This is a genomic window from Flavobacterium sp. YO12, from assembly GCF_004119495.1.
Taxonomy (GTDB): domain Bacteria; phylum Bacteroidota; class Bacteroidia; order Flavobacteriales; family Flavobacteriaceae; genus Flavobacterium.
The window spans coordinates 1-26524 of sequence record NZ_NRQU01000033.1 but is presented as its reverse complement, the minus strand read 5'-3'; the positions used below and the strand labels follow the sequence as shown (position 1 = coordinate 26524).

Genomic DNA, 26524 nt, shown 5'->3' with positions numbered 1-26524 from the left:
TAATGAAATGGATCACTCGTGAAAGACCAAAAATTGACAGGATCGCCAGTCCGTGGCTGATCAAAAAATTTGTAGACAGTGATGCCGAATTTATTTACGTGCCTTTTAGTGAAGTTTTAGAAAAAGCGAAAGAACTAGAAGCAATTCCGTTTGACATTCCCGAAGTAGAATTTACCCATTATAATGAAGAATGCACTTTTGATTACATTATAAAAAAGTATCAAATTGTTGATCCTGCGGTTTTAATTATGGCTAAAATTATTCGCGGCGCCGATACTGACCGCCACGATCTAGCGAAAGAAGCTGCTGGACTTTGGGCAATTTCTGCTGGACTTTCTCATAATATTAGTAACGATGCCGAATTATTAGAAACAGGACTAAAGCTTTATGATGCGCTCTACAGCTGGGCAAAACATTTGTATAAACAAAATCATCTTCAAAACAGTCCGTTTGAAAATCTGCTTCATGAAGTATATAAAAAGTTTTTGATCGAGAAAAAAACAAATCAAAAAACACCTTTATGGGTCAAAGATTTAAAAAACATAATTCAAGATCAAATTGATGCACAATTCACTTTTGATCTAAAGAAAATTTCAAATGATTTAGAGCTTAATCCTTCTTATTTGTCTAGAGAATTTTCTAAGTATTTTGAAGATTTAAACTTTGGAGAATATGTCCGAAAACTTAGAATCGAGAAAGCCATAAACCTTATTGAAAGTTCAACTTATACTTTAACTGAAATAGCATACATGACCGGATTTTCAGATCAAAGTCACTTTACTAGAATATTTAAACTGCAAACAGGCAAGAATCCTTCATCGTATCGTAAAAACGCACTTAAAAGTAATTCAAATACAAAAGGTAAATAGTGTACTATTTATAAAATTGCATTGTCTATAGTTTTGTTTTTTTAATTAACAAAACTATTATGATTTCATTTAAACACCTTTTTTCTGCTATTTTATTTTCTTTAACTTTCAATGCGTTCTCACAAACAGTTTATCCAAAAATTACGGGTTATTTTGGAATTCTTCATCCTATTGTGACTTTCAGCGATGAACAAACTAGTGTAAACTTTAGAGATTATTATGCTGTTGGTTTTCCAACAGGAATCAATATTTGGAAAAATCAAAAAATAGGATTTTCATTTGAAGTTGTTCCGAATATAAAAGTACAAGGAAACAGCGATAAAGTAACCAATTTATTGTTTCATCCCGGCGTTTTGGTTGCCTTAGGACATGGTTATACTTTTGCAGGAAGAGCCGCTTTTGAAAGCAGCGGCAGATACGGTATAACTCCTGTAATAAATAAAACGATTATAAAAAGTGACAATTGCAGTTATTTTGCGGCTGTTCCACTGCCCGTTCGTTTGGCAATAATCATCCCGCCTCTTTTACGATTGGTTTTCAATTTGGAATTGCTTTTTAAAAACTCTTAAAAAATGAAATATTATCTGTTTTTTAAAATCATTTAATTTCAAAAATTCTAATAAACTTTTGCTCTAATTTTTTTCTCTTTCTTTCTTCCTTCCATCTTGAATAGAATATAACAATAAGAAGAAACAAACTTACAATTGTAGTTGCCCGCCTAAGGCCTCTGCCAATGAAGAGAAAAAATATATTAATGAATATTAGAAAAACTACTGGAGAGTATTGTGTCCAAAGTAATTGAAATTTGCTATTTTCTTCAATAATATAATTTACATTGACCTTATTACCAATGTTTTTGTAGTTTCCTCTCACAATAAAAATTGTCGGAGATGCAGCGGAATTTATTGTTAAGCGAAAACTGGTGTCGTCAAAAAATCCATAAAAAGGTTTTGCTCCACCAAATATGGGAAACAGTCTAAAACGGCTTAAATTCACTTTTAAAGAGCCAATTTCGATACTATTCTTCAATCTTGTACGAAAGTCTGCTAAAGAAAGGTTTGATTCCATTTTATGAAGTATCATGGCGCTAACACACTTTTAATTTTATTTTCCAGAGCCTGTCCGTGAATGTTTTTTGCTAATATAATTCCGTTTTTATCAATTAAAAAATTCAAGGGAACAGATTGCAGCATATAATCGCTAACAACTGGAGATTGCCAGTATTTTAAATCACTGACATTTGTCCAAGGCAATTTTCCTTTTGCAATTGCAGCTGCCCACAATGTCTTTTTAGTATGCATAGAAACGCCGTAAATGGATAGTTTTTCAGGATAAGTATTGTGTAATTTAAGTAATGATGGTTGTTCTTTGATACAAGGTCCGCACCAAGAAGCCCAAAAATCTATTAATACCAAAGAACCTCTTAAAGAAGAAAGCGCCACAAGATTGCCTTTTAAATCTGGAAGATCAATTTCTGGAGCAATATCGCCAACATCAGTACCTACGACCTGTGCTTTTGAACCCGTTATTATGCAAAATAGAAAAATTGAAGCGAGTAAAGTTTTTTTCATCATTGATTAAGTTTAGTAGTTTGGGACTTTTAAAACTAAAAGCAAATATAAATTTTCTAATTATTTTTTAGTTCTTTTTATTACACTTTCCTCTCCTCTGTCATAAAATTTTGCTAAAAATATTTTACTTAATTGGTATATCGGGAAAAGTCGATATATTTGCGCCATGGAAAATATAGAAATATTTAAGGCGCTCTCTAACAAGTCTAGACTACAAATGCTGGAATGGCTGAAGGAACCCGAAATAAACTTTCCGGGACAGCTTGAGCATGGTGGATTTGAACACGGAGTTTGTGTAGGACAAATTCAAGCCAAAGCCGGCTTAACACAATCTACAGTATCTGAATACTTGTCTATTTTACAACGCGCCGGATTCATCGAAGCCAAACGTGTTGGGCAATGGACTTATTATAAACGCAACGAAGGTGCCTTTGAAGCACTTAGTAAATTAATTCAATCTAATTTGTAAATTACTATGAGTACAAACAACCTGTTTTCGCCATTTAACTTAAAAACGTTAAATCTGAAAAACCGAATCGTAATGGCGCCAATGACGCGCTCTTTTTCTCCAAATGGAGTTCCAACTGACGAAGTAGCTTCTTACTACCAAAAAAGAGCTGAAGGTGAAGTTGGTTTAATATTATCTGAGGGAACTGTAATCGACAGACCTTCATCATCTAATGATGCAAATGTACCTCACTTTTACGGTGAGCAAGCTTTAAATGGATGGAAAAAAGTGATTGATGAAGTTCATGCTGCCGGCGGACAAATGGGACCGCAGATTTGGCATATGGGCGTTATGGATAATCACCATTCTGGATGGGTTCCTCCGGTTCCTTTTGAAGGACCATCTGGATTAAATCGTCCAGATTTTAAAAACGGAATTGCTATGTCTGAAAAAGATATTGAAGATACAATTCTAGCTTTTGGTAAAGCGGCTGCTGATGCCAAAAAATTAGGTTTTGATACTATCGAAATTCACGGTGCACATGGTTATTTAATAGATCAATTCTTTAGAGCCGAAACAAATTTGCGTACTGATATTTATGGTGGTAAAACATTACCAGAACGTAATCGTTTTGCGATTGAAGTTGTAAAAGAAATCAGAAAACAAGTTGGAAATGATTTCGCTGTGATTATGCGTTTTTCTCAATTTAAACCTTCTGATTATAACTATAAATTGGCTAAAAATCCACAGGAATTAGAAGCTTGGCTTACTCCTCTTGTTGATGCTGGTGTGGATATTTTGCACTGCTCTCAACGCAGATTCTGGGAGCCTGAGTTTGACGGTTCTGATTTGAATTTTGCAGGATGGGCTAAAAAAGTAACTGGAACTCCAACTATTACAGTAGGTTCTGTTGGACTTTCTAGTGATTTCTTTGGTGCATTTGCCGGCGAAAGTTCTGAGCCAACTTCTTTAGAGGAATTGAACAGACGTTTCGACAGAGGTGATTTTGATTTAGTTGCCGTTGGAAGACCACTTTTATCTGATCCAAACTGGGTTGCTAAAATTAAAGAAGGAAAATTAGACCAATTAAAAGGTTTCAGCAAAGAAGCTTTAGGAGCATTGGTTTTAGAATAAGTTTTTTTATTTAGGTTCAAAGTTACAAAGGTTCAAAGGGGGCAGAGTTTTTTACTTTGTCCTTTGAACTTTTTTTTAGGTTCAAAGTTGCAAAGGTTCAAAGAGACAGGTTTTTTTTTACTTTGCCCCTTTGAACCTTTGTTACTCTGAACCTTTGTTACTCTGAACCTTTTTTATAATTTCTTTACTTTGAACCTTTGCCACTCTGAGCCTTTGTTCCTAACAAAAACTAATTATTAGCTACAGCAACTTTTAGCTTTTGATATTTATTTGTAAGCCAATTACGAACTGGCTCATCATAGAATTTTAAACATAATATTGCAATTACAATACTTGCGAATAATACCCCAATTCCTAATGGGTATCCTTCTCTTAAGGTAACTTTGTTATCAGCAACCCAAGCCATATACCAGTAAATTAATGGATAATGTATGATGTAAATTGGATATGAAATATCTCCTAAGGCTTTACAAACTTTAAGCGATACAGGATTTGTTATCTGCCCTCCTGCTCCAATTGCAACTATTATTGGGAATAAAACAATGATACAAAACGATTCGTATAAACCGTTCATCCACAAGCTGTTTTCATCTCCAAGTCTTGGTATACTGAAAATAATGATGATTAAAAGACTGCAAACCCAAAAAGCTCCTTTGATATGAATTAGTTTTCCTAATCGTGATAATAAAACTCCTGCAAAGAATGGATATAACAAACGAGTAAAACCAATATTCATTTGCTCAAGATTTAATGACCAGCCACCAATAACATCACCTTTTGGCCCAAAAACGGTTAAATTGATAAGCATTCCTGCAAATATCAAAACGAAGATTGATAAAACGGTATTTGAAAATTTACGAAAGAATAAGGCGTATAAAATATTACCGATATATTCGAAGAATAACGACCATGCCGGCCCATCGAGCGGATGCATTTCTCCCCATCCTCTAATTTCTAATGACGGCGGAATTGGCAATAAAGTAAAACCAATAACCATGGTTAAAATTACTTTCCAAACTTCCATTCCCGCAATTTGTGGAAACATTACATCTGAAGCTTGAAAATAATAGAAAATAGCTCCTAATATCATTCCCATAATGACCATGGGCTGTAAGCGAATTAATCTACGTTTGTAAAACTCCCATTGTGTCAGCTTGCCCCAACGATCATCATAAGCATATGCTACAACAAAACCTGATAAAAGAAAAAAGAAATCTACAGCCAAATAACCGTGATTCATAAGTTGTTTAAATCGGCTTCCCTCATTAAAAGCCTCAAAGATGTGAAAAATAACGACCAGAACTGCGGCTACTCCTCGTAAACCGTCTAAAATTTCATAATGTTTTTTTGGTTTAATGTCAATAGGAATTGAACTCATAAAATACTTTTTTTGTGGTTAAAAGATTAATTTATGTTATTTGGCATTGGCTAAAATAGCATTTTTTTTTGCAATGAAAGTCAGGTTTTAACTTAGTTGCAAAAAAAATGCGTTTTTTTTGCAATAATTATTCAGATGCAATAAAAACAGAAAAAATTATCTAATTATCAAATCATCTCAATTACCTAATTCAATTACTGATGATTTTTAAGCCATTCTGCCCTGCGTTGATCTGGTAAATGTTTTACAGAGAAGTTTTCAAATTTTGCCTCAAAACCTTTTCCATCTGGAGAAGCTGCCATTAAGCCTACCATTATGGGCTTATTATCCTGCAAAGGCGCATTTCTGGTCATTATATAATTTTTATCGTCATATGAGAAAAATACTTCGACAGCATCTAATCGTCTAACAGCTTTTATCCAGATAAAAGGCGGTGCTTTTTCTAGCGTTGTAACGCTCCAATCGCTTTTGTCGTGTGTAATACCGTGCTGATATTAAATTTACCGTCTACAAACTCAACTCCGGTTTTAATATAATTTTTTTCATCAATACGAATCATAAGCCCCATTTGGTCGAAACGAGCAATATAATTTCCTGTCAATTTTACTTTTACTTCAAACTCTCCTCCGTAATTAGCATAATAAAAAGGGGCATCATCGACCGTAAATCCGTAATGAGAAATACGCCAGTAATCACTGTTTGCAGTAACATTCATAATTAAAGCATTGTTTTTAATTTCCCATTTTTCAGGTTCGTTAAACCATTGCATTTTATTTAGGCTTTGTGCCGATAGATTTTGGGCTAAAAATAAAGTCATTGCCCCAAGTAAAACTTTTTTCATAATAACAATTTAGATAATAAAGTATTTTTTTACGCTGTAAGATAATAAGTTCAATCCTTAGTTAAGTAGATACCTTAAAGGTAAGTTTAGTTAAAAAGTAAAGCTGCAACTTTTTACACTTGCAGCTTTACTAACCAACCAATTTAGAAATAATGAAATTATTTAAGTGAGAATCCCACTTTAGATTTTATATCTGTTGAAGATGCTCCAATAATAGCTTCGAAATCTCCAGGTTCAGCAACCCAGTCATGTTTTTTATCATCAAAGAAACTTAAAGCTGTTTTATCAACCGTAAAGGTTACTGTTTTTTCTTCTCCAGCTTTTAGTGAAATTTTCTCAAAACCTTTTAATTCTTTTATCGGACGTGGCAATGAAGATTTCAAATCGCTTATGTAAAGCTGTACAACTTCTGCTCCTTCTCTATTTCCTGTGTTTTTTACTTTTACCGAAAATGTAATTTGATCTCCTGCTGTCATTTGTTTTTTGTCAGCAGTTACTTTTCCGTATGCAAAAGTGGTGTAACTCAGACCATGACCAAACGAGAATAATGGTTTTGCTTTTTGCTTATCAGCCCATCTGTAACCAACAAAAATACTTTCATTGTATTTTACAGTATCTCCACCCGGAAATTCTCCTAAAGCGTGGGCACCATTATCTGATAATTTTACTGGGAAAGTAAAAGAAAGTTTTCCTGATGGATTTGCATCACCAATTAGAATCGAAGCCAAAGCAGTTCCTGCTTCTGTTCCTAAAAACCATCCTTGTACAATTCCCGGAACTTCTTTAATCCAAGGCATTGCAACCGCATTTCCAGATATATTTACAAAAACGATGTTTTTATTTACTTTCGCTAAATCAGTAATTAGTTTATCTTGGTTGTACGGAAGTCCAAGTTCTGTACGGTCAAATCCTTCAGCATCTTGTTTGTCGCTTTTGTTTAAACCACCAATGAAAAGAACGATGTCAGCATCTTTAGCTGCTTTTAATGCTTCTGCAGTCAATTCTGCAGGAGAACGTTTGTCTTCTAAGCTTACTTTAGCAATAACTCCATTATAATCGCTTGTAGGATCTCCTACATAACCACGAGCGTATACGATTTCAGCTTGACTGCCAATTCTTTTCTTTAAACCTTCAAGAGGTGTAATTTCATATTTTGCTTTAAGCGAAGAACTTCCACCTCCAACAGTCATCATTTTGATTGCATTCTCTCCAATTACAGCAATTTTCTTAGTTTTAGAAAGATTAATTGGCAGAATGTTGTTTGTATTTTGAAGTAAAACAATTGCTTCTTCAGCAATTTTACGGCCAGCTTCAGCGTGTTCTGGTGTTCCAAAAGATCCAAAAGGACGATTTCTATCCATTGTAGTCAAGAAAGATAAACGTAAAACACGACGTACTTTTTCGTCTAATTCTTTAGTTCCAACTTCACCTTTTTTTATCATTTCTGAGTAAGGTTTTGCTAAGAAATAATTATCATAAGCATTACTTGTTCCCCAAGAAAGTCCGTTTGTCCAAGAACCAAATTCCATATCCAAACCATTATGAATCGATTGTTTTGTATCGCTTACGCCACCCCAATCTGAAACTACAGCTCCTTTAAAGCCCCATTCACCGCGAAGAATATCATTCAATAAAAACTCATTATGACAGCATTGTTGTCCTTTATATTTGTTGTAAGCGCCCATAATTGACCATACATCACCTTCTTGAACTGCTGCTTTAAAAGCAGGTAGATATATTTCGTAAAGAGCACGATCATCTACAATTACGTCAACCGAATTACGTTTTGTTTCTTGATTGTTTAAAGCAAAATGTTTTACACAAGCCGCTACTCCGTTCAATTGTACACCTTTGATGTAAGGAACGACCATTTTTGAAGCTAAAAACGGGTCTTCACCCATGTATTCAAAGTTACGACCGTTTAAAGGGCTTCTGTAAATATTTACTCCTGGCCCTAATAGTACATTTTTATTGCGATAACGCGCCTCTTCTCCAAGTGATTTTCCGTATAAATGAGCTAATTCTTTATTCCATGTTGCCGAAAGTGCTGTTAAAGCAGGAAATGCAATACAAGAATCGTTTGTCCAGCCCGCTTGGTCCCATTCATCCCATTTTACTTCAGGACGAATTCCGTGAGGACCGTCTGTCATCCAGTTTTCTGGAATTCCTAATCTCGGTACTCCTGGAGAGCTGAATTTTGACTGGGCATGAATCATGGCAATTTTCTCGTCGATTGTCATTCGAGAAAGCGCATCTTCTACACGCTCATTAATTGGCTTTTTATCATCTAGATAAACAGGAACTTTATTTTGCGCATTCAATCCGAATGAACTCAATAAAACTAAAACAACGATTGTTTTAACGTTTTTAAACATAACTATTAATTATTTAAGCATTCAATTTATTTAAAGATACAAGTAATCATTTTGTACCATTTAATAATATTGTAAAACTAAAACGTTATAGTTCGTGTTAGATTTTTAAACGAAAAAAAGTAGTGAATTAAAAATTTAAAATATTGATTTTTAAATGATTAAACAAAAACAAGAAGTAAAAAAAGTAGTGCTTTTAAAACCAAAAACTACATTTTTTGCGTGATTAAACCAATTTTTATGACCATTTCTTCAAAATCATTTCTCGAAACTGCTGCTTTATTCCGAGCTCTTGTTCGATAATTATAAATTGTACTTAAAGAATAACGAAGAAATGCTGCAATCTTAACACTGTCTGTAATTCCAAGGCGGATTAATGCGAAAATACGAAGCTCTGTATTTAACAATTCTCCTTGCTTTAAAATGATCTGCTCTTCCTTAATTAAAAGTGCATTAAAGTCTTTTACAAACGTTGGATATAAATTCAGAAAAATAATGTCAAAGTTTTTATACAGTTCTTCAAGTTCATTATCTACTAGTGTTGTTGATTTTAGGATCTTATAAATTTCATCAAACTGTTTTGCTGTTGCTTTCTTATTCAGAATGATTCGGTAATTTTCTAATTTATTTATGTAAGTAGAACAAAGACTGAAAAAATGTGCAATATACTCCTCTTTTACATGGTTTGATTCTGATAATTGTGCGTTACGTTCCTGTAATTGCTTGTTTGTCTCGGAAATATCTTGATTTAATTCTGCTAATTTCTGACTTGTTTCATAAAGTTCTCCACGAATTTTAGAAACTCTTTTCATTTGTTTGTACACATAAATGACAGCCACAATCAAAAAAGCCGATAATAAACTGATGCATAATAAATACAACTGCAATTCGGTTTTACGTTTTGCTTCTTTTTCTAAATAAACGGTATTGATAATCGAATAAACTTCAGACATTAGCAAGGTGCGAAACTGTACATTACAATAAAGTGCGTCTTCAATGGCTGATTGTGTAAGTTTGTAAGCCATATCGACATCTTCTATTTCATAAAAAACTAAAGCCAGTTCCTGAATAGATGCATTGTCTTTATTTACATTTTTAATATCTGCGGTGGCTGAAAGTGCGTAGTATTTTTTCTGTAATTCAACTTGATGAGTCTGTTCGTAAATTTTTCCCAGTAAATAGGTAATCATTGCGTATTGAGGTTCTTCTTCTTTTGAAGTTTTCAATAGTAATAACAATTCATTTTGAGCACTTACCAGTTTTTTATGATAAATATCTTGCTGGATTTTGTTGATTTTGTAGGTTATAGATTTTGGGTCTAAAACTGTCAATAACGAATCTCTGTATTTTTGTATCTGCTCAATATAGTGTATACTGTAACTATTGGCAGCATAATGCTCAAAAAACTCTCGATAAGCAATAAAATAATTGGGAAGTAAATTTTTTGATAATTTACTCTTGTCGATACTTTTTAAAATGGCTTCAGATTCGCGATATTTTCCTGATGAGGAATAAAGCGTTACTAATTGTAATTGTGCCAAATGCAGTAAATCTTTGTTTTGAAGCTGATCGGCAATTTTTAAGTTCTTTTTTACATAAAAAATAGCCGAATCAGAATTGAATTTTTGATATTCTGTGTATAATGTCTTGTTATAATTGTACTCCTGCTCCTTAGTTAAACTATCCGATTTAATTTTTTTGAAGTTTAAAATTCGCTCTTCTTTTAGTTTAACGTAATGTTCTTTGTTTTCTAAAGCACGATTTAGTTTCGCTAAAATATCATCAATGCTGTCTGCAGCAAATACAGGAACGTTTACGAGAACGAAGAATAAAAACAGTACGTATTTTTTCAAGTTGATTTAAGGTAAAAAGAATTACAAATATAATAAAGTAATCACATTGGTCTAGTTCCTAAATTTTTATTTGTTGTGAAAGCTCCGCTGGAGCAGTTTTTTAATGCTATAACTTAGAAATTGGCGCAGACAAACAACTTTCTGGAATATCAAAAGCATTAACAAGAGCCAATGCATCTGGGCGAATATCCCAACATAATTGATTTACCATTTTTCTGATGGCTTTTGTTTTTACTGCTTCCATGTACCCATCTTCAAGAAACCAAGCTTTGTTTTTTTCTAATTGAGAAAGTGCATACAACTGACTTAATTTTGTCAATATTTCTTTTGTTTTTAAGTCTTCTACAGCTTTAACAGCAATTTGAAACTGTTCTAGAACTACTCTTTCTAGATAAGCTTGAGATACATCTATCATTTGATGTTGTACTACATTAAAAGCATCATAAGTATCTAATCCATCATCAATTAACCTTTTGATACGTTTTGCTGCCGATGCTAAAATTGTTTTTTCTCTGTGAATGAAAGCCTGCAAATGAAACTCTCCATCTAGTAAATGCTCGTCTTCTGTTCTGCGAGTAGCAATAGGATTCTTTTCGGTAATTGCAGTTTTCGCATTTTCATACACATAATTTATAATTCCGAGTGATCCCATTTCACCAAAAGATTTTCTAAATTCAGATAAACGATTTTTAGCCGTTAATTGCATTAAAACGGTATTATCACCTTCAAAAGTGGTGTAAATTTCGGTGTCATTTTTTAAAGCATCGATTCTATTTTCAGACAAATATCCTTTTCCGCCGCAAGCTTCACGGCATTCCTGCAGTATATCTCTTGTGCTCCAAGTCGAATATGATTTCAATCCCGCTGCCAATGCTTCTATTTCCTGCATTTCAGCTTCTGTTCTATTCAAGAATCTATGAGTGAGATATTGCAGAGCAAAATGTACAGCATACGTTTTTGCCAAATGCGGCAGTAAACGACGCTGATGAATTCTATAATTTAAAATTGGAACTTCTGATCCTCCTTCAGGTCCAAATTGTCGGCGTTGATCACTGTATCGAATCGCAATTGTTAATCCAGATTTGGCTGCTGATAAGGCTGAACGTGGAATCCCAATTCTTCCGCCGACTAGAGTTCCTAACATCGTAAAAAAGCGTCTGTTATCACTCGGAATCGGACTTTCAAATTCTCCTTTATCGTTTACCGATGCAAAACGATCGAGCATATTTTCTTTCGGAATTACAACATTATCAAAGCTTATTGTTCCGTTATCAACTCCATTTAAGCCCATTTTATGACCGCAATCGTCTATCGTTACACCGTTTAGAATATTTCCATTTGAATCTCTTAGTCCAACTATAAAAGCATTTACACCATAATCATGGCCGTCAATAATTAATTTTGCAAAAACAGTTGCCATTTGACCATGAACTGCAGCGTTGCCAATATATTCTTTTTGGGCATTTTTGCTTGGCGTGTGAATTGTAAAAGTTTGATTGTTATGATTGTAAGTTGCCGTAGTTTCCAGTCCTTTTACATTAGATCCATGATGTGTTTCGGTCATGGCAAAACAACCGGGGAGTTTTAAAGAACCAATATCTTTTAGATATTTTACGTAATGTTTCTCTGTTCCTAGAGATTGTACACTCATTCCCCAAAGTCCAAATTGAACTCCAAATTTTATTACCAAACTCAAATCATGGTAACTTAATGTCTCCATTACAGCAAAATAATCTGCAATATTTTCTCCTCCTCCATATTGCTTTGGATAAGCCATATTTCCTAAGTTTTCCTCCGCTAGAATTTTACACCATTTATATACTGTTTGACGGTAAATAGTAATATCTGTCGAAGTTTCGTAGGCAAACTCGGGTTTCGAAATTATTGATTTTACTCTGTTAATTATTGGTGCTTCTTTACCGTTTAGAATTGACGTTAATTGTTGAATATCAAAACTATTTGTTGTTTGAGAACTAGCAGTTAATGAATCTGATTTTGTTTTAAAATTCTGAATTACTTCTTCTCCCAGAATTCCAAGATCATTTTCCAGTTTTGTAAAATCTGATTCTAAAGCCGAAATGTCTAAGTCTTTTTCTGAAAGTGCTACAGCAATGTCAAAAATAGATTTTATAGACGATTTATCTTTTAGATTAGCTTCAATTTCTAATTTCCATTGTGTAAGTTCATTTCGCGAAGGCGGATTTGAAACATCAACTTTTGAAAGAAGATATTCTTGTTCTTCTAACGAAAGAGCTTTTAGAGATTTTATAAATTCTTTTAGTGTAGTGAATTCTTTTTGGGTCAAAAGATCATCAGACCATACTAGATAAAACAATGGAATAAAGGCTTGAAGTTTGGCGTTTTTCATATAAATTAGGATTCGGTTTTGTAATAGCTTTTTTTGCCACAGATTTCACAGATTATAAGGATTACTTCTTTGTGTTGAATAATAGCCACGAATTACACATATTTTCACAAATTCAAATTGATTTTAAAAAATTAGTATGAATAAAAAATCAATTTAATCTGTAAAATCTGTGGTCTATACTTCAAATATTACTGCATAAAAAAACAGGAATGAAAAATACTCATTCCTGTTTAAACATCCTGTTAAGATTCTGGTAATTTATATTTTAAACCAATAAAAAATATAAAAAACGGCTTTATTTTGAACCTTTGGATACTGGGATTAATTTTTGCTTTATGGCAAAAATATGATGTGAATTAAAAACCAATACTGCAAGAAATACAATTCCGTATGCGATAATTTGGGTAGATCCAATTGGCTCTTTATAAAAAAATGCAGCCAAAAGAAATGCAATCATAGGATTAATATTCAAAAGCATCCCAACTGTTGAAGAATTAATACCTGAAAGTGCATATAAATTAAGGAATAATGGAAAGATCGTAAACAAAATAGCAATAGTTTCGATACAGAAATAAAACTTAAACTCTGTTGGAACCTGTCCGCTGTAAGCAGGATAAAAAGGCAGTAAAAATAAAGCCGCCAATGTAATATGGAAGGTTAAAACTATAAATTTATCAAAACCTTTATTTATACGCTGACTTACTAAATAAGAAGCGTAAGTAAAACCAATTATAATACTGAAAACCATATCCATGATATTAGTATATGATAGAAGCAAACAGCCCGAAATACTTAAGCCAACAGCCATCCATTGTGTTTTACTTAGTTTTTCATGCAAAATAAAATAAGCCAACAAAGTGGTTAGAATTGGACATACTAAATAAGCTAATGAAGTTGCTTTTACACTAACATGATTCATTACATAAATAAATGTAAACCAGTTTGCCATTAAAAAAACGCTTCCGCCAATATTTAATAAAATACTTCTTCGTTTTTCATAAACCGGCATAGCTTTGAAAACAGCTATGGTTTCTTTTATTTTTTTTCTTCTAAAAGTAAAAGAAATCAAAAGCATTAGAATACTGCAGCTAAAAACGCGATAAAATAATATATCCAAAGATGGATACTCATGTATTGGCTTTAAAACCAAACTAAAAAATCCCCAGATTACAAAACATGTAATGGCTGCGATGTAGTATTTTGTTGTTTTCATCTGGATATTATTTATACTTTTTTTGATAAAACAAATTTCTAAAAAATTATACAGCAATACAGATACAGTTTTTGTAAATTGCAGCATAACAGTTTTTTTTTATGAAAGATTCGAATTACTTGTATTTACAGTTTGCTGACCGAATTGAAAAACAGATAAAATCTGGTGTTTTAAACGTGGGTGATAAACTGCCTTCTATACGCGAAGTATGCGCAGAAACAGGCTATAGCATGAGTACTGTGAGCAAAGCTTATTATGAAATTGAGAGCAGATCACTTATAGAATCAAGACCTCAATCTGGTTATTATGTAAGTAATATTTCGGCTAGAACAATTCCTGAGCCATCACCAAGCAGTCCTATTTTAAAATGTGAAAACATTGATCGAGAAGATTTGATCGATCAGGTCTATGGCAATATGACCGACAAAAATATTACGATGCTGTCTTTAGGTTTTCCATCGAATGAGCTGCTTCCTATTGCTAAATTGAATAAAGGAATGGTTCAAGCCATGCGACAGCTTCCAAACAGCGGAACGAGCTATGAACAAGTTCAAGGAAATTTAAATTTAAGAAAAGAAATTGCACGCTGGTCTTACACTTGGGGCGGATCTTTGACTGAACATGATATAATTACAATGCCAGGCTGTACTAGTGCAATCTCACATTGTTTAATGACTTTGACAAAACCGGGAGATACTATTATTACTGAAAGTCCAGCGTATTTTGGAATTTTGCAGTTGGCAAAATCATTGGGCTTGTATATTATGGAGCTGCCAACCAACATGACAACAGGTATAGAATTAGAAGCTTTAAAAAAGGCTCTTTCTTCAAAGAAAGTAAAACTTTGTTTGCTGATGAGCAATTTTAGCAATCCATCTGGAAGTATGATGCCGGCTGAGCATAAAATAGAAGTGGTTCGATTGATGGAATTTTACAATATTCCGCTGATTGAAGATGATATTCATGGCGATTTGTACTTTGGTTCCAGCCGTCCTACAAATTGTAAAACATATGACGAAAGCGGTATTGTATTGTGCTGCAGTTCTGTTTCAAAAACGCTTGCGCCGGGTTATCGTGTAGGCTGGGTTTCGCCTGGAAAGTTTAAAAAACAAATTTTGAGAAATAAAATTTATCACAGCCTCTCCTCGCCTACAATTACACACGAAGTTGTGGGAGATTTTCTAAAAAATGGGCGTTACGAAAATCATCTTCGTAAAATCCGTCAAATTTTGAATCGTAATTGTAATAATTATATCAACACAGTTTTAGAATCTTTTCCAGCAGGAACAAAAGTAAGTCAGCCGCAAGGCGGTTTCTTTCTGTGGATTGAGCTTGATAAAAGCATCGATACGGCTGCATTTTATCATTTAGCGATGAAACACAATATTAGTATTGCTCCTGGACGTATTTTCTCATTTCAAGATCAATTTTCAAATTGTATGCGCTTGAGTTTTGGTCTTCCTTGGTCAAATGAACTTAGAGAATCAATACAAACTCTGGGAAAACTTGCTGCGAAATAATATAAAAAAAGCTGGACAGTTAAAAAAATATACTGTCCAGCCAACAATTAAGAGACCAAAATTAAAATTGTTATAAAACGAAGTAGGCGTCTTTCTCGACTTTTACTGGTTCGTCTTTTAAATCAAATTCTTTTATAATATCAAATTCACTTTGATACTCATTAAGCATTTGTTTGATATTTCTTTCTATCGTATTAGCAATAGTTGTTACTGGTGTGTCTGAAGGTCTGTTTTCAAATGGATCCTGCAAGTGAATAGCCATTCTTTCTATTAAAAAGAAAGCTCCAGAAATTGCAGTGATTAGCGGAATTGCAAACCAGCTTAATACGCTTGTTAAACCAAATGGCAGTAAAAAAATAAACAAACACAGCGTCAATCTAATGTACAGACTGTAAGTAGTTGGGAAAATAGTATTTTTAATTCTCTCACATTTACCCATCTCATCACATAATCTTGATAATGTATTATCAATTTCTACCTGCTGATACATATTGATTCGCTTTTCGTTCTTAGCGTTCCTAAGATCTCGCGCATGCAGCATTAAGATGGCATTTGGTATATTTTGATGGTTTTTAATGTAACGAAGTTCTTCTTCGCTCACCAAACCTTCAAGCGGTTTTATGGCATCTTTGTTTCGCAGCGCTTGACCTAAACTATAACACCATGCAATCTGTCTTTTGGCAAAATTCTCTTTGAATTCGCTCGCTTTAACAGAAAAATCAGGATCTTTATAAAACGTCAATACTTGACGAATTAAGGTTCTTGAATCGTTTACAATTGCTCCCCAAACAATTCTTGCTTCCCACCATCTATCATAAGCCTGATTAGATTTAAAGGCTAATAATAAGGAAATAATTGTTCCAATCATTGTTGGAATCGCAATTGGAATATCTACAGGAAGATTTATAAAATAGTGATGAAAAATTTCAAATAGTATGGTATAAGTCAATACCAAGGCCATTTCTACTTTAATTTTCCCGAGAACGTACTTCATTGGTATTCTTTTCTTTAATAACATATCGTCGGTTTTAATTAAATTAATATTTGAGCTGTTTTTTTTAGTGATTAGTACTAAGTACCTAGTAATTAGTCTTAAGATTTATAAATTATATCTATAAGTTTTACATTTGTAAAATCGAGTCCTTTGTGTCGACTAAAAGTAGAACCAGTTACTAATTACTAATTACTAAGGACTAAGCGCTAAAAACTTTAAACCAACTCCTCGTATAACGAAAGAACAGGAAGTCCTAGTCGCTCATTAATACTTTCTTTTTTAGTTTTCTTAAATTTGATTTTCTCTCCTTTACGAGTTTCTACAAGCAAATCAATATCATATTTTGAAATTGCTTCGTTTAGATATGGAGCCATATCTTCATAGTTATCATCGATTTTCGAAGTTTGACTTACAATTTCATAGGAGAAATTATCATTCAAAAATTGCTGTACATCTTTGATGTGCATATTTGCCTTACCGTTTTCGATATATAGTGCTTTGTTGAAATCGTTTTTAGGCTGTTCAATTCCTAAGTGCAGAATTGGGCATTTTTGGTTTCCTGCCAATTGCGTTAAATACTGATGAATACGTTTGGTCTCTTTTTTATAAGAATGAGTTAAGATGACCAATTTAACAGAAAAGTTGTCTATAATACCTCTAAAAATTGGTGATGAAAGACCGTACTGATTGTGGATTTTTATTTTGCAGTTTTGTGTATGACCAATCATATATCTGCAAGTTTCTAAAACTTCTTCTTGACTTCTTGTAAGTCCAGTTCTCATTTCACGTAAAAAATGAGAAGAAGAAAAAGTATCTGGAGTGTCAGAAACCATCATTAGAATGATTTCGCACTCCGATTCTTTTGCTTGATTAATAGCGGCACTTACTGCGCTGATTGTATCGTCTTTTAATGTAGTAGGTATAAGGAAATTTTTCATAAGTATATTCTTTTAGTTTATACATACAAAATAACTCCTTGGAAATTAGATCGTTCTTAAGCTCTAATTAGATTTTTCTAAGATTCAACATTAGAATTTTTAATGTTATTCTTTTTGATTTTTGATTTATTAAAGACTATAGTAACGATAGTTCCCTTGTTTTGCTCAGATTGCACTTGAATTTCTCCATCATGCATACGGATTATTTTTGAAGCTAAAGGAAGACCTAAACCGTATCCAATATACTTAGCTGCAATTTTTCCTCTAAAGAAAGGCTCGTATAAATGAGGGATATCCTCAGGAGGAATTCCGATTCCGATATCATTAATAGAAATTTTAATAAAATCATGGTTGACTGTAAGTACCACAAAAACCTCATTATTATCGGAGTATTTTACTCCGTTGGTAATAATATTATTAATAGCGAGCTCTAAAAGAGGTTTATTACAAGGCAGCAGCAGTAAACTTGAATCTTTTGGCGCAAAGTTTAACTTGATGCTTACACGGTTATCAGGGAAAATTTTATCTAAATCTGATTTAACGTCTAATAGTAATTCGTCTATTCTGGCAATATCTAAGACTTGTTTTTTACCGTCATAACCGGTTTGCGTAAGTTTAAGCAAACTTTCGGTTAAGTTTCCTAATCTTGATGCTTGGCTGTAAATATTTTCTAGAGATTGAACATATTCTTTTACCTCACGTTCTTTAAGAAGCATAATTTCAGCTTCGGCGATTATTGTCGTAATAGGTGTTTTTAATTCGTGAGAAGCATTATTTATAAAATTGGCTTGTATTTCGAAAGAAGTTTCTAAACGATCCAGCATATCATTAAAGGTTTCTGTAAGATCTGAGATCTCATCAGAATTTTTGACTTCAGGAAGACGGTTGTGCAAGTTTGATGCACTTATTCGGTTTACCTCTCTAATAATTCTTGCTACAGGATTTATAACTCGTTTAGCTAAAAAACGACCTAAAAAGAAAGCCAAAAACATAAAAGCAATACCTCCTACAATTAATATTTTTACAATATAAATAGAAGTAGTTTTTCCTTGGCGATCTCGCGCACCAACAATTACTATATATTTTTGATTTCCTTCTTTAAAAATCTGTCCTAAATAATATTTGCTGTTTATTTCATAATAGTTTCTTCCAGTCTCTAATATGGTCGAATAAAATTCATTAGGAAGATTCAAGTCTGTATTGTAATCAAAGCTGTTAGCGCTGTTTACTTTAAGTACATACTCTTCTTCCTCGATAAGTTCTTCGAGTCCATTTTTTTTCAGATTACTATAATATTTTATCTTTTCAGGATCATTTTGAAAATGAATAGAAGACACAATTTTTGCTCTGTCATCTAATCGTTTCAAAAAATGATAACGATTGTTTTCTCTAAATAAAACAAAAACAAGTACACTTAAAAGTAAGGTACTAAAAGTTGAAAGCGCTACATAGGTTAAAGTAATTTTTTTTCTTATATCCATTTTATGGTTTTATAACGTAACCTAGTCCTTTCATCGTATGAATGAGTTTGGTTTTGAAAGGTTTGTCTATTTTTTTTCGTAAATACGTAATATACACATCTACAACATTAGTGTTCATATCAAAATTAATATCCCAAACGTTATCTAAAATTTGATCACGAGAAACAATCATACCAGCATTTTTGCCTAAATAGTACAATAATTTAAACTCTTTTGCGGTCAAAATTATATTTTCTCCGTCTCTTTTAACTGTTTTTGCACGTCCGTTTATTTCTAAATCTCCTACCGAAATAACATCAATTTTATCTGTTTCTTGATGTGCTCTACGATGTAAAGCGTTGACTCTTGCGTCAAGTTCTCCAAATTTAAAAGGCTTAACCAAATAATCGTCCGCTCCCGCATTAAGACCTGTTACAATATTTTCTGATGTTCCTAAAGCTGTTAAAAGCAAAACAGGCACAAAGTTTTTACTTGCGCGAAGTCTTCTGCATATTTCAATTCCATTAATATCAGGCAGCATTACATCTAGAATTACAACATCAAAATTATAGTTGTGAATCATTTCTAGTGCAGTTTTACCATCAAGCGCCACACTTACTTCGTTGTTATTTTCTGCAAATCCTTTGCGTAAAATCGATAAAAGATTTGGTTCGTCTTCGACTATAAGTAGTTTCATATTAATTTGTATCAACAACAAAAATAGGGATTGCCATTAAAAATACTATTCATAACTGTTATAAATTATGATTTTATTATGAACAATTACTTAGATTTTAATGCAAAAAAAAAGCAACTCCTAATAAGTTGCTTTTTTATAAACTAAAAATGGGTTGTTCGGTACTATCTTTTGAAGTTAAAGCTTAATACAGCTCCCAAACCAAATTGAAACGTGCTTACGTAATCTTCAACCGCTACAGGTCCATAATAAGTCCAATAATAGCTATTTCCAACGGCTGCTGACATTGATTGAAGGTATGCGTTAAGATTTACAGATACTGACGAAGCTGTTTTAATTTTTACCCCTCCCTTAATATTCCAAGCAAAATAAGTACCATTACCGCTTCTTGGCGTTTCTAATATACCAACACCTAAGCCACCTCCTAAATAAGGCAAAAGATTTGAACCCGTGTCAAAATAGTGAGTTCCATCAAGAAGAATAAAATTAAGAGCCCCTTTATCATCACCACTATTCCTTTGATCTCCTGCTGGACCATAAATAGGAAGTTTTGTATCCGCTCTTAAATATTTTAGTTCAACCGAATTATTTGTTGAAAAGAAATACTCGAAACCGGCTCCATATTGAAAACCATCTTCAATTGTTGCTGAAAAACCATCGTAGTCAACGCTGTCAGAAAAATTGTAACCACCATACAAATTAAGAGAAAATGACCTCGCATCTTGCGCATTCATTCCTATTGCAAATAGGAAAAAAACTAAAAATAAACTGTACTTTTTCATAAATTTTGTTTTTGAAAGTTAATAGGGAAATCAAATTTAAGTTTTTTCTTCTAAATTTTAATCTTTTTTTAACAAAAAAAATCACACTCGATAATACTTAACCAATTAGAAAACATTTATTTACATTATTTAAAACGTTTCACCTGCATTCAAATAGAATCCTTTAGAACTATTTCCCCATGCATAATCCACAATTAAATTTGTTCGTGTTTTTTTATCAATTAGAATTCTTAATCCAATACCAGCTGCAGGCTGAATTGCGTGAAAGAGAGATGTATTTGCATCATTATTACTAGCCGTTACAAAATTGGTAAAAACGGTACCACTTATCATTTGATTGCAAGTAATGGGAAATCGAAGTTCTGTAGAGAGATAAATCAATCCATCTCCTCTAAATAAACCTTGAGTATAACCTTCTCCACTCCTGCTGCGCTGATCCCAGCCTATTGCAGGCAAATTTAAATATGGTACCTTTCCTCGTGTAACAAATTGTCCGTAAGCCCAAATTCCTAGAATATAACGGTCGTTTTTACGTGATAAAGGAATAAACTGTCTGAATTCTGTATACAAAACATTACTGTATTGCTGATTATCAAATAAAACAGGATTAAAACGATAATTAACATTGGCAAACCAGCCACGGTTCGAATTCACTTGATTATCTCGTGAATCGTAAACCATATTAAAACTTACTCCTGTTAGAAAATATTCTAAATTATTAAATCCGTGCTGTTGGCTGTAATTGTAATGGTAAGTCAAATTTCCGTTAGCCACATCCAACTCTTTGTCGTTTATATTAGTATACCAATCTATATTTACACCTCCGCCTACATAAAAATTCTTCCTTACTTCAAAAGAAGCCGTTTGATGAAATTTAAAATAATTATAATCCATCGATTGTGCAATTGAATCAATGCTAAAACTTGGGTCTCGATCACGTCTAGGCGGAATAATATCTGTGCCTAGACCGTAATTGGGCTGTGAGAAAATGTAAAGACGATAATCACCGCTTAAAAAAATTCTGTTATTCTTTAGCAGAATATTATTCTTAACATTGATCATCCACTGCTTTTTCAAAGTGTAAATAATGCCAAGATTTGCTACAGAATATTTATCTGCTTCTTGTTTGCCTTTGAACGTGTATTGCGCAACACCGCCAAAAAAAATCCGGTCGCTGGTTGTGAGCCAATTGCCGGAATTACAAGAAAAAAATTGCTTTTGGTAGGTTTAACAATATATATGGAATCTTTCTTTTTAAAGACTTCAAAAATAGTTTTAGGTGCACATATTTCTGAATTGTTTGTCTCAGATTCCGATTGAGCATTTAAATATAAAGGAGTAAAAAGAAGCAGGACTGCTAGTTTCAAGATGTGTTTAAAATAAGTATTTTCTAAGAATTTCACTCTTTAAAAGTTTTAATTTCTACTAAAATCATATTCAAACCTTCTGTAAATATAGCTTATTTTCAATACTTTACTAAAATTTTATACGTTTAATTGTATAAAAAAACCGTCAATTTGTATTGACGGTTCTTACTAACGAATTATATAGAATCAATTATTTTGTAATAAACTTTGGGTGAATTAAATTTTCTAATGAATAAATTTCATCCCATTTTTCTTGTGTGATCAGCTTTCTTTCTAAAACCGCAATTTGATGTACGCTTTTGTTCGTTTTCAAAGCTTCACCAGCGATACTTGCACTTTCTTCGTAACCAATAATTGGATTTAATTGGGTTACAATTCCAATGCTGTTCATTACCATATTATAACAATGATCAACATTTGCAGTAATTCCGTTAATACATTTATCAATTAAAGTCTGAATAGCATTTGACAGATAATCAAGCGATGTAAACATTGCAAAAGCAATTACAGGCTCCATAACATTCAATTGCAATTGTCCAGCTTCTGCTGCCATTGTAACCGTTAAATCCTGACCAATTACATAAAAACAGGTTTGGTTTACTACTTCTGGAATTACCGGGTTAACTTTTCCTGGCATTATAGACGAACCAGGCTGACGTGCCGGTAGATTAATTTCGTTTAAACCTGTTCTCGGCCCTGAGCTTAACAATCTTAAATCGTTGCAAATTTTAGAAATCTTAACAGCAGAACGTTTTAATGTTCCCATAATCTGTACGTATGCTCCTGTATCAACTGTTGCCTCGATTAAATCTGGAGACAGCGTTAAGGCAATTCCAACTTCTTCAGCTAGATATTTCACGCAAATTTCAGGATAACCTTCAGGTGCATTTACTTTCGTTCCAATTGCAGTTGCTCCCATATTGATTTCTAATAATAATTCCTGAGCATTTCTTAAACGCTGAATATCTTCACCAATTGTAGTCGCATATGCTTTAAATTCCTGTCCTAAAGTCATTGGTACAGCATCTTGCAGCTGCGTTCTTCCCATTTTTAGAACTTCTTTAAACTCCTCACCTTTCTTTGCAAAAGCGATTTCTAATCCAGAAAGCGTTTTAATGAAACTTTCCATTTTTAGATACAATGCAATTCTAAATGCCGATGGATAAGCATCGTTTGTAGACTGTGAACAATTTACATGGTTATTTGGATGTAAAAAGTTGTATTCGCCCTTTTTATGTCCCAAATATTCAAGTCCAATGTTTGCAATTACTTCATTTGCATTCATATTTACAGATGTCCCTGCACCGCCTTGAATTAAATCACTCACAAATTCGTCATTAAATTTACCAGCAATTACCTGATCACTTCCATAACAAATCGCTTCGGCAATTTTAGGATCTAATGCACCGCAATCCTTGTTTGCCAAAGCAGCGGCCTTTTTTACATATCCTAAAGCTTTGATGAACAAAGGCTCTTTAGAAATAGGAATTCCAGTAATATTAAAATTCTCTACCGCTCTAAAAGTCTGGATTCCGTAGTATAAATGATTAGGTATTTCCAGCTCTCCCAGAAAATCATGTTCCTTTCTTGTTGATTCCATATAATAAAATTGCTATGTTTTTAACTTAAAAATAAATGTAAAGCTACATCAAATTATGCATTAAAAATGTGAATGAAATCAAAATGATTTGCGATTTGCATAGAATATTTTATTCTAAATTATTACCTTTTCACTCTCAAACAATTATCAAAACAGAGTTGAAAAAAGAAAGCGAATATTTTCTTGATAAAGAGTTTAATACCATTATTTACGCCAAAGACGATCTGAATTTTAAAGATTTTGAATGCTGCGTTTTTAATAATTGTACCTTTTCTGCCTGTACTTTTCTTGCTGTTACTTTTATTGACTGCGTTTTTAACGATTGTATTTTTAATGAAGCCAAAATTAATTACGTTGCTTTTAGAACTGCATCTTTTAATCGATGTGAAATTAAGGAAGTAAACTTTGCCATGTGTGACAAACTAATTTTTGAAGTCAGCTTTACGGATTGTATTTTGGATTTTTCAAAATTCTATACTTTAAAAATAAAGGGGACTCCATTTATTAATTGCAGTTTAATTGCAGTCGATTTTATGGCTGCTGATTTAACCAATGTTATTTTTGATAATTGCGATTTATACCGTTCTGAGTTTGATAGAGCCATTGCCAACAAAGCCGATTTTAAAACGAGTTACAATTATACAATTGATCCATCTAAAACCAACTTAAAAAAGCCGTTTTTGCTTTAAAAGAATTAAAAGGCTTATTGTTTAAACATGATGTAATTGTGAGTTAACCACTAATATCATTTTGTTTTTTTGGAAGTATTGATTTTGGAAGAAAGAATAAAATCAACAGCACACTTGTCAAGCAGAATAAATGAATAAGCGTACCATAGAAAAAAGCATTATAAAAATGTTGAAAATCTATGGTTCCTTTTGTTAAATGGTAGAATACACTTCCCGTAATAGCAATTCCTAAAGCCCCAAACAACTGCTGCAATGTAGAATAAACACCAGAAGCGTTTCCGATAAAATTTTGTGGTAAATTTTTCAGAGCAATATTGGCAAATGAGGGCAATACCAGAGCAACACCAGCGCCATGTAAAAACATTACTATATATCCTCTAAAATCAATTGCTTGGTAATAAAAAAGAACTAGTTGCAGAATAAGCACAAACATAAGTAACAGTACACCAAATATCAATATTTGTTTTCCATAACGCAGCACTAATTTGGCAGAAAAAAAAGAGGCAAGAATAAAACCGCTCCCTTGAAATACAATAAAATATCCCGCATGTATTGGAGATAGTCGAATTCCTTCCTGAAGAAAAATCGCAAGTACAAAAAAATAGGCATCCAGCATTAACATAAAAAGTGCTGACGCTGAAATTGCCATATTAAAGTTTCTGTGGCTGAAAAGTTGCATATCTAATAATGGTTCTTTTCCTTTAGATTTTCTTCTTATCTGTCTGAATATAAAAGTAAAAAAAATAAAATAGACAAAAGTAAACCGATCTTAACAGAACCGTTTTGTTCTACTCCAGTACTTAAAGAAAAAACTAATATAGCAAGTCCTCCACATAATATAACAGCACTCAAATAGTCTATTTGCATAGAAGAACTATCTCTAGATTGCGTAAGAAAGCGAGTCGCCAATAATAGACCTGCTGCACAAATAGGAATGTTTATGAGAAATATATAGCGCCAAGAATGGTCGATTAAAAAAGGTTTAAGTTCTACCAGAGAACCACCTAAAAATTGCCCCAGCATAGTGCCGATACCAATTGCAATTCCGTACCAGCCCATCGCATGAGTACGTTCCTTATGATCAGTAAAAAGTACTTGTATGTAAGATAAAACTTGTGGTGACATTAAAGCAGCGCTTATTCCTTGAAAAAATCTTAATAAAATTAGATCGTCAATTGTTCCCGCAAAACCACATCCCGCAGAACAAATCATAAATAGAAACATTCCTAAAATAAAAATTTTCTTTCTCCCGTAATAGTCCCCTATTTTACCGCCAATTATTAAAAAAGAAGCAAACCCAACCATATACATTGAAACCACCAGCTGCATTTTTCCATTATTGGAGCCAAGTCCTCGTTGAATTGAAGGAATAGCGATGTTTACAATAAATATGTCTAATATAGTTAGTAAATGCCCGAGCAACAGTATGAGCAATGAAATTTGTTTTGTATTTTTCATTATATATAGATCGATCTATCTATTTTAGATTAAAAAAATTAGAAAAGTTGTTTAATGGTATTTTTTAAAGTTTTGAGATCATTAGTATTTCCGTTTATACTTGCTGATACTACTGCTCCTTCTATTGTTAAAAATATGATATTCTGCAAGTTGTTTTTTCTAATGAAAGTTTTTTTACTGTACTTATTTCATCTATCAAGGTATTGATATAATCTTTTTGACGCTTTTTATGTGCAGCAATAAATGGCTCAACTCTTTTGTCTTCTCTACCAATTTCGGCATTTATTTTAATAAAATGACATCCAGAACAATTAGAATCCTCTTGAAGTTTAATACGGTAATCTACTAATTTAAGCAATTTTTGTATAGGATCTTTCTCCTCTTTCAAACAAGTGTCAAGGTCAGTAAAATATTCAATTTCTTGCTGTTCAAGGTAATGATACAACAAATCGCTTTTAGATTGATAATGCTTGTAAAGGGAGCCAATAGCAATACCTGCTTCAGCGATAATCTGATTAATTCCTGTGCTGTTATAGCCTTGATGATAAAACAGACGAGAAGCTGTTTCAAGTATTCTTTCTTTTACGCTGGCTTTCTGTTCCATTCTTTTTTGGTCAAAGATACAACAAAATAGATAGATCTATCTATATGTTTTATTCGGAAATAAAATTTATTCAAGTTTGAATTTAGTTAACTAAGAAACTATAATGGTTTTTTCATCACAAAATCTTCCATTAAATAACCATTTCCAATTTCGATATCCACTTCTTCTTTTACATCGAAACCAACTTTTTTATAGAAATTTAATGCTGTGTTGAAACGGTTTACATTTAATAAAAGCGCAGTCGAATTATTCTCTAAAGCTAATTTTTCAATTAAATCGAAAACTATTTTTCCATATCCTTTTCCTTGAGTTTCAGGTAAAAGATATACTTTATGAATTTTAGTTACAGCTTCATTTTTGTAATTATG

The 26524-nt window shown here is 32.8% G+C and carries 24 protein-coding genes and 2 pseudogenes; 6 read left to right on the top strand and 20 right to left on the bottom strand.

Going from position 1 to position 26524, the window contains the following annotated elements; genetic code table 11:
• The first annotated feature begins 2 nt into the window (after window positions 1-2).
• Both BOW55_RS12235 and BOW55_RS12230 read left to right on the top strand, forming a co-directional pair.
• The gene (locus BOW55_RS12235) at window positions 3-869 is read left to right on the top strand and encodes a chromate resistance protein ChrB domain-containing protein (RefSeq protein ID WP_129024349.1); all 867 of its coding nucleotides are present in this window, start codon (window positions 3-5) and stop codon (window positions 867-869) included.
• A gap of 59 nt (window positions 870-928) precedes the next feature.
• A complete protein-coding gene (locus BOW55_RS12230) occupies window positions 929-1438 on the top strand; it encodes a hypothetical protein (protein WP_241686546.1) in 510 nt (169 codons plus the stop codon).
• 28 nt (window positions 1439-1466) lie between these two features.
• On the opposite strand, the gene BOW55_RS12225 is transcribed toward BOW55_RS12230, so the two are convergent.
• Together BOW55_RS12225 and BOW55_RS12220 are read right to left on the bottom strand one after the other, a co-directional pair.
• Window positions 1467-1937 carry a hypothetical protein gene (locus BOW55_RS12225; RefSeq protein WP_129024348.1) on the bottom strand — a complete coding sequence of 157 codons (471 nt, stop codon included), beginning with the start codon at window positions 1935-1937 and terminating at the stop codon, window positions 1467-1469.
• Window positions 1938-1948: 11 nt separating this feature from the next.
• Window positions 1949-2440 (bottom strand): TlpA disulfide reductase family protein, encoded by a 492-nt coding sequence (locus BOW55_RS12220; RefSeq protein WP_129024347.1) that lies wholly within the window; start codon window positions 2438-2440, stop codon window positions 1949-1951.
• Window positions 2441-2606: 166 nt separating this feature from the next.
• Here BOW55_RS12220 and BOW55_RS12215 point away from each other — a divergent pair, with 166 nt between their 5' ends.
• Entirely contained in the window at window positions 2607-2909 is a 303-nt protein-coding gene (locus BOW55_RS12215) for a helix-turn-helix transcriptional regulator (RefSeq protein WP_012025367.1), read from the top strand.
• A gap of 6 nt (window positions 2910-2915) precedes the next feature.
• Complete coding sequence (locus tag BOW55_RS12210; protein WP_129024346.1) at window positions 2916-4022, top strand: NADH:flavin oxidoreductase; 1107 nt, start codon at window positions 2916-2918, stop codon at window positions 4020-4022.
• Between the two features lie 229 nt (window positions 4023-4251).
• Here BOW55_RS12210 and BOW55_RS12205 read toward each other — a convergent pair whose 3' ends face one another.
• From BOW55_RS12205 to BOW55_RS12180, 6 genes and pseudogenes are all read right to left on the bottom strand, one after another.
• Window positions 4252-5400 carry an acyltransferase gene (locus BOW55_RS12205; RefSeq protein WP_129024345.1) on the bottom strand — a complete coding sequence of 383 codons (1149 nt, stop codon included), beginning with the start codon at window positions 5398-5400 and terminating at the stop codon, window positions 4252-4254.
• A 194-nt stretch (window positions 5401-5594) separates the two neighbouring features.
• A pseudogene (locus BOW55_RS12200) lies at window positions 5595-6241 on the bottom strand (DUF1349 domain-containing protein).
• A 158-nt stretch (window positions 6242-6399) separates the two neighbouring features.
• Complete coding sequence (locus tag BOW55_RS12195) at window positions 6400-8616, bottom strand: glycoside hydrolase family 3 C-terminal domain-containing protein (protein ID WP_129024344.1); 2217 nt, start codon at window positions 8614-8616, stop codon at window positions 6400-6402.
• Between the two features lie 206 nt (window positions 8617-8822).
• On the bottom strand, window positions 8823-10466 hold the full coding sequence (locus BOW55_RS12190) for a DUF6377 domain-containing protein (protein ID WP_129024343.1): 1644 nt from the start codon (window positions 10464-10466) through the stop codon (window positions 8823-8825).
• A gap of 106 nt (window positions 10467-10572) precedes the next feature.
• On the bottom strand, window positions 10573-12834 hold the full coding sequence (locus BOW55_RS12185; RefSeq protein ID WP_129024342.1) for an acyl-CoA dehydrogenase: 2262 nt from the start codon (window positions 12832-12834) through the stop codon (window positions 10573-10575).
• A gap of 295 nt (window positions 12835-13129) precedes the next feature.
• Entirely contained in the window at window positions 13130-14047 is a 918-nt protein-coding gene (locus tag BOW55_RS12180; RefSeq protein WP_129024341.1) for an EamA family transporter, read from the bottom strand.
• A gap of 101 nt (window positions 14048-14148) precedes the next feature.
• Here BOW55_RS12180 and BOW55_RS12175 point away from each other — a divergent pair, with 101 nt between their 5' ends.
• A complete protein-coding gene (locus tag BOW55_RS12175; RefSeq protein WP_129024340.1) occupies window positions 14149-15567 on the top strand; it encodes a PLP-dependent aminotransferase family protein in 1419 nt (472 codons plus the stop codon).
• Between the two features lie 70 nt (window positions 15568-15637).
• Here BOW55_RS12175 and BOW55_RS12170 read toward each other — a convergent pair whose 3' ends face one another.
• The 8 genes from BOW55_RS12170 to aspA form a co-directional block, all read right to left on the bottom strand.
• Window positions 15638-16585: a bestrophin family protein gene (locus tag BOW55_RS12170; RefSeq protein WP_129024339.1), complete on the bottom strand. Its 948-nt coding sequence runs from the start codon at window positions 16583-16585 to the stop codon at window positions 15638-15640.
• 191 nt (window positions 16586-16776) lie between these two features.
• A complete protein-coding gene (locus BOW55_RS12165) occupies window positions 16777-17499 on the bottom strand; it encodes a hypothetical protein (RefSeq protein WP_129024338.1) in 723 nt (240 codons plus the stop codon).
• A gap of 77 nt (window positions 17500-17576) precedes the next feature.
• Window positions 17577-18980 carry a HAMP domain-containing sensor histidine kinase gene (locus tag BOW55_RS12160; protein ID WP_129024337.1) on the bottom strand — a complete coding sequence of 468 codons (1404 nt, stop codon included), beginning with the start codon at window positions 18978-18980 and terminating at the stop codon, window positions 17577-17579.
• Between the two features lies 1 nt (window position 18981).
• The gene (locus BOW55_RS12155) at window positions 18982-19656 is read right to left on the bottom strand and encodes a response regulator transcription factor (RefSeq protein ID WP_129024336.1); all 675 of its coding nucleotides are present in this window, start codon (window positions 19654-19656) and stop codon (window positions 18982-18984) included.
• A gap of 164 nt (window positions 19657-19820) precedes the next feature.
• The gene (locus BOW55_RS12150) at window positions 19821-20438 is read right to left on the bottom strand and encodes an outer membrane beta-barrel protein (RefSeq protein WP_129024335.1); all 618 of its coding nucleotides are present in this window, start codon (window positions 20436-20438) and stop codon (window positions 19821-19823) included.
• Window positions 20439-20567: 129 nt separating this feature from the next.
• On the bottom strand, window positions 20568-21500 hold the full coding sequence (locus BOW55_RS12145; RefSeq protein WP_241686545.1) for a BamA/TamA family outer membrane protein: 933 nt from the start codon (window positions 21498-21500) through the stop codon (window positions 20568-20570).
• A gap of 38 nt (window positions 21501-21538) precedes the next feature.
• Window positions 21539-21841: a hypothetical protein gene (locus tag BOW55_RS21340; RefSeq protein ID WP_241686544.1), complete on the bottom strand. Its 303-nt coding sequence runs from the start codon at window positions 21839-21841 to the stop codon at window positions 21539-21541.
• A 154-nt stretch (window positions 21842-21995) separates the two neighbouring features.
• On the bottom strand, window positions 21996-23405 hold the full coding sequence (gene aspA, locus BOW55_RS12140) for an aspartate ammonia-lyase (RefSeq protein ID WP_089055792.1): 1410 nt from the start codon (window positions 23403-23405) through the stop codon (window positions 21996-21998).
• A gap of 158 nt (window positions 23406-23563) precedes the next feature.
• On the opposite strand from aspA, the pseudogene BOW55_RS12135 reads away from it, so the two are divergent.
• Window positions 23564-24141 (top strand): annotated as a pseudogene (locus BOW55_RS12135) (pentapeptide repeat-containing protein).
• Here the strand turns inward: BOW55_RS12135 and BOW55_RS12130 are convergent.
• From BOW55_RS12130 to BOW55_RS12115, 4 genes are all read right to left on the bottom strand, one after another.
• Entirely contained in the window at window positions 24138-24812 is a 675-nt protein-coding gene (locus BOW55_RS12130; protein WP_241686548.1) for an MFS transporter, read from the bottom strand. The pseudogene BOW55_RS12135 and the gene BOW55_RS12130 sit on opposite strands and share 4 nt — an antisense overlap.
• Window positions 24809-25552 carry an MFS transporter gene (locus BOW55_RS12125; RefSeq protein ID WP_129024333.1) on the bottom strand — a complete coding sequence of 248 codons (744 nt, stop codon included), beginning with the start codon at window positions 25550-25552 and terminating at the stop codon, window positions 24809-24811. Before BOW55_RS12125 ends, BOW55_RS12130 begins: the two co-directional genes overlap by 4 nt.
• Window positions 25553-25679: 127 nt before the next feature.
• Window positions 25680-26156: a TetR/AcrR family transcriptional regulator gene (locus tag BOW55_RS21605; RefSeq protein WP_129024332.1), complete on the bottom strand. Its 477-nt coding sequence runs from the start codon at window positions 26154-26156 to the stop codon at window positions 25680-25682.
• Window positions 26157-26254: 98 nt separating this feature from the next.
• Window positions 26255-26524 (bottom strand): N-acetyltransferase (locus BOW55_RS12115; RefSeq protein WP_164975029.1); only part of this gene is annotated, 270 nt, incomplete at its 5' end.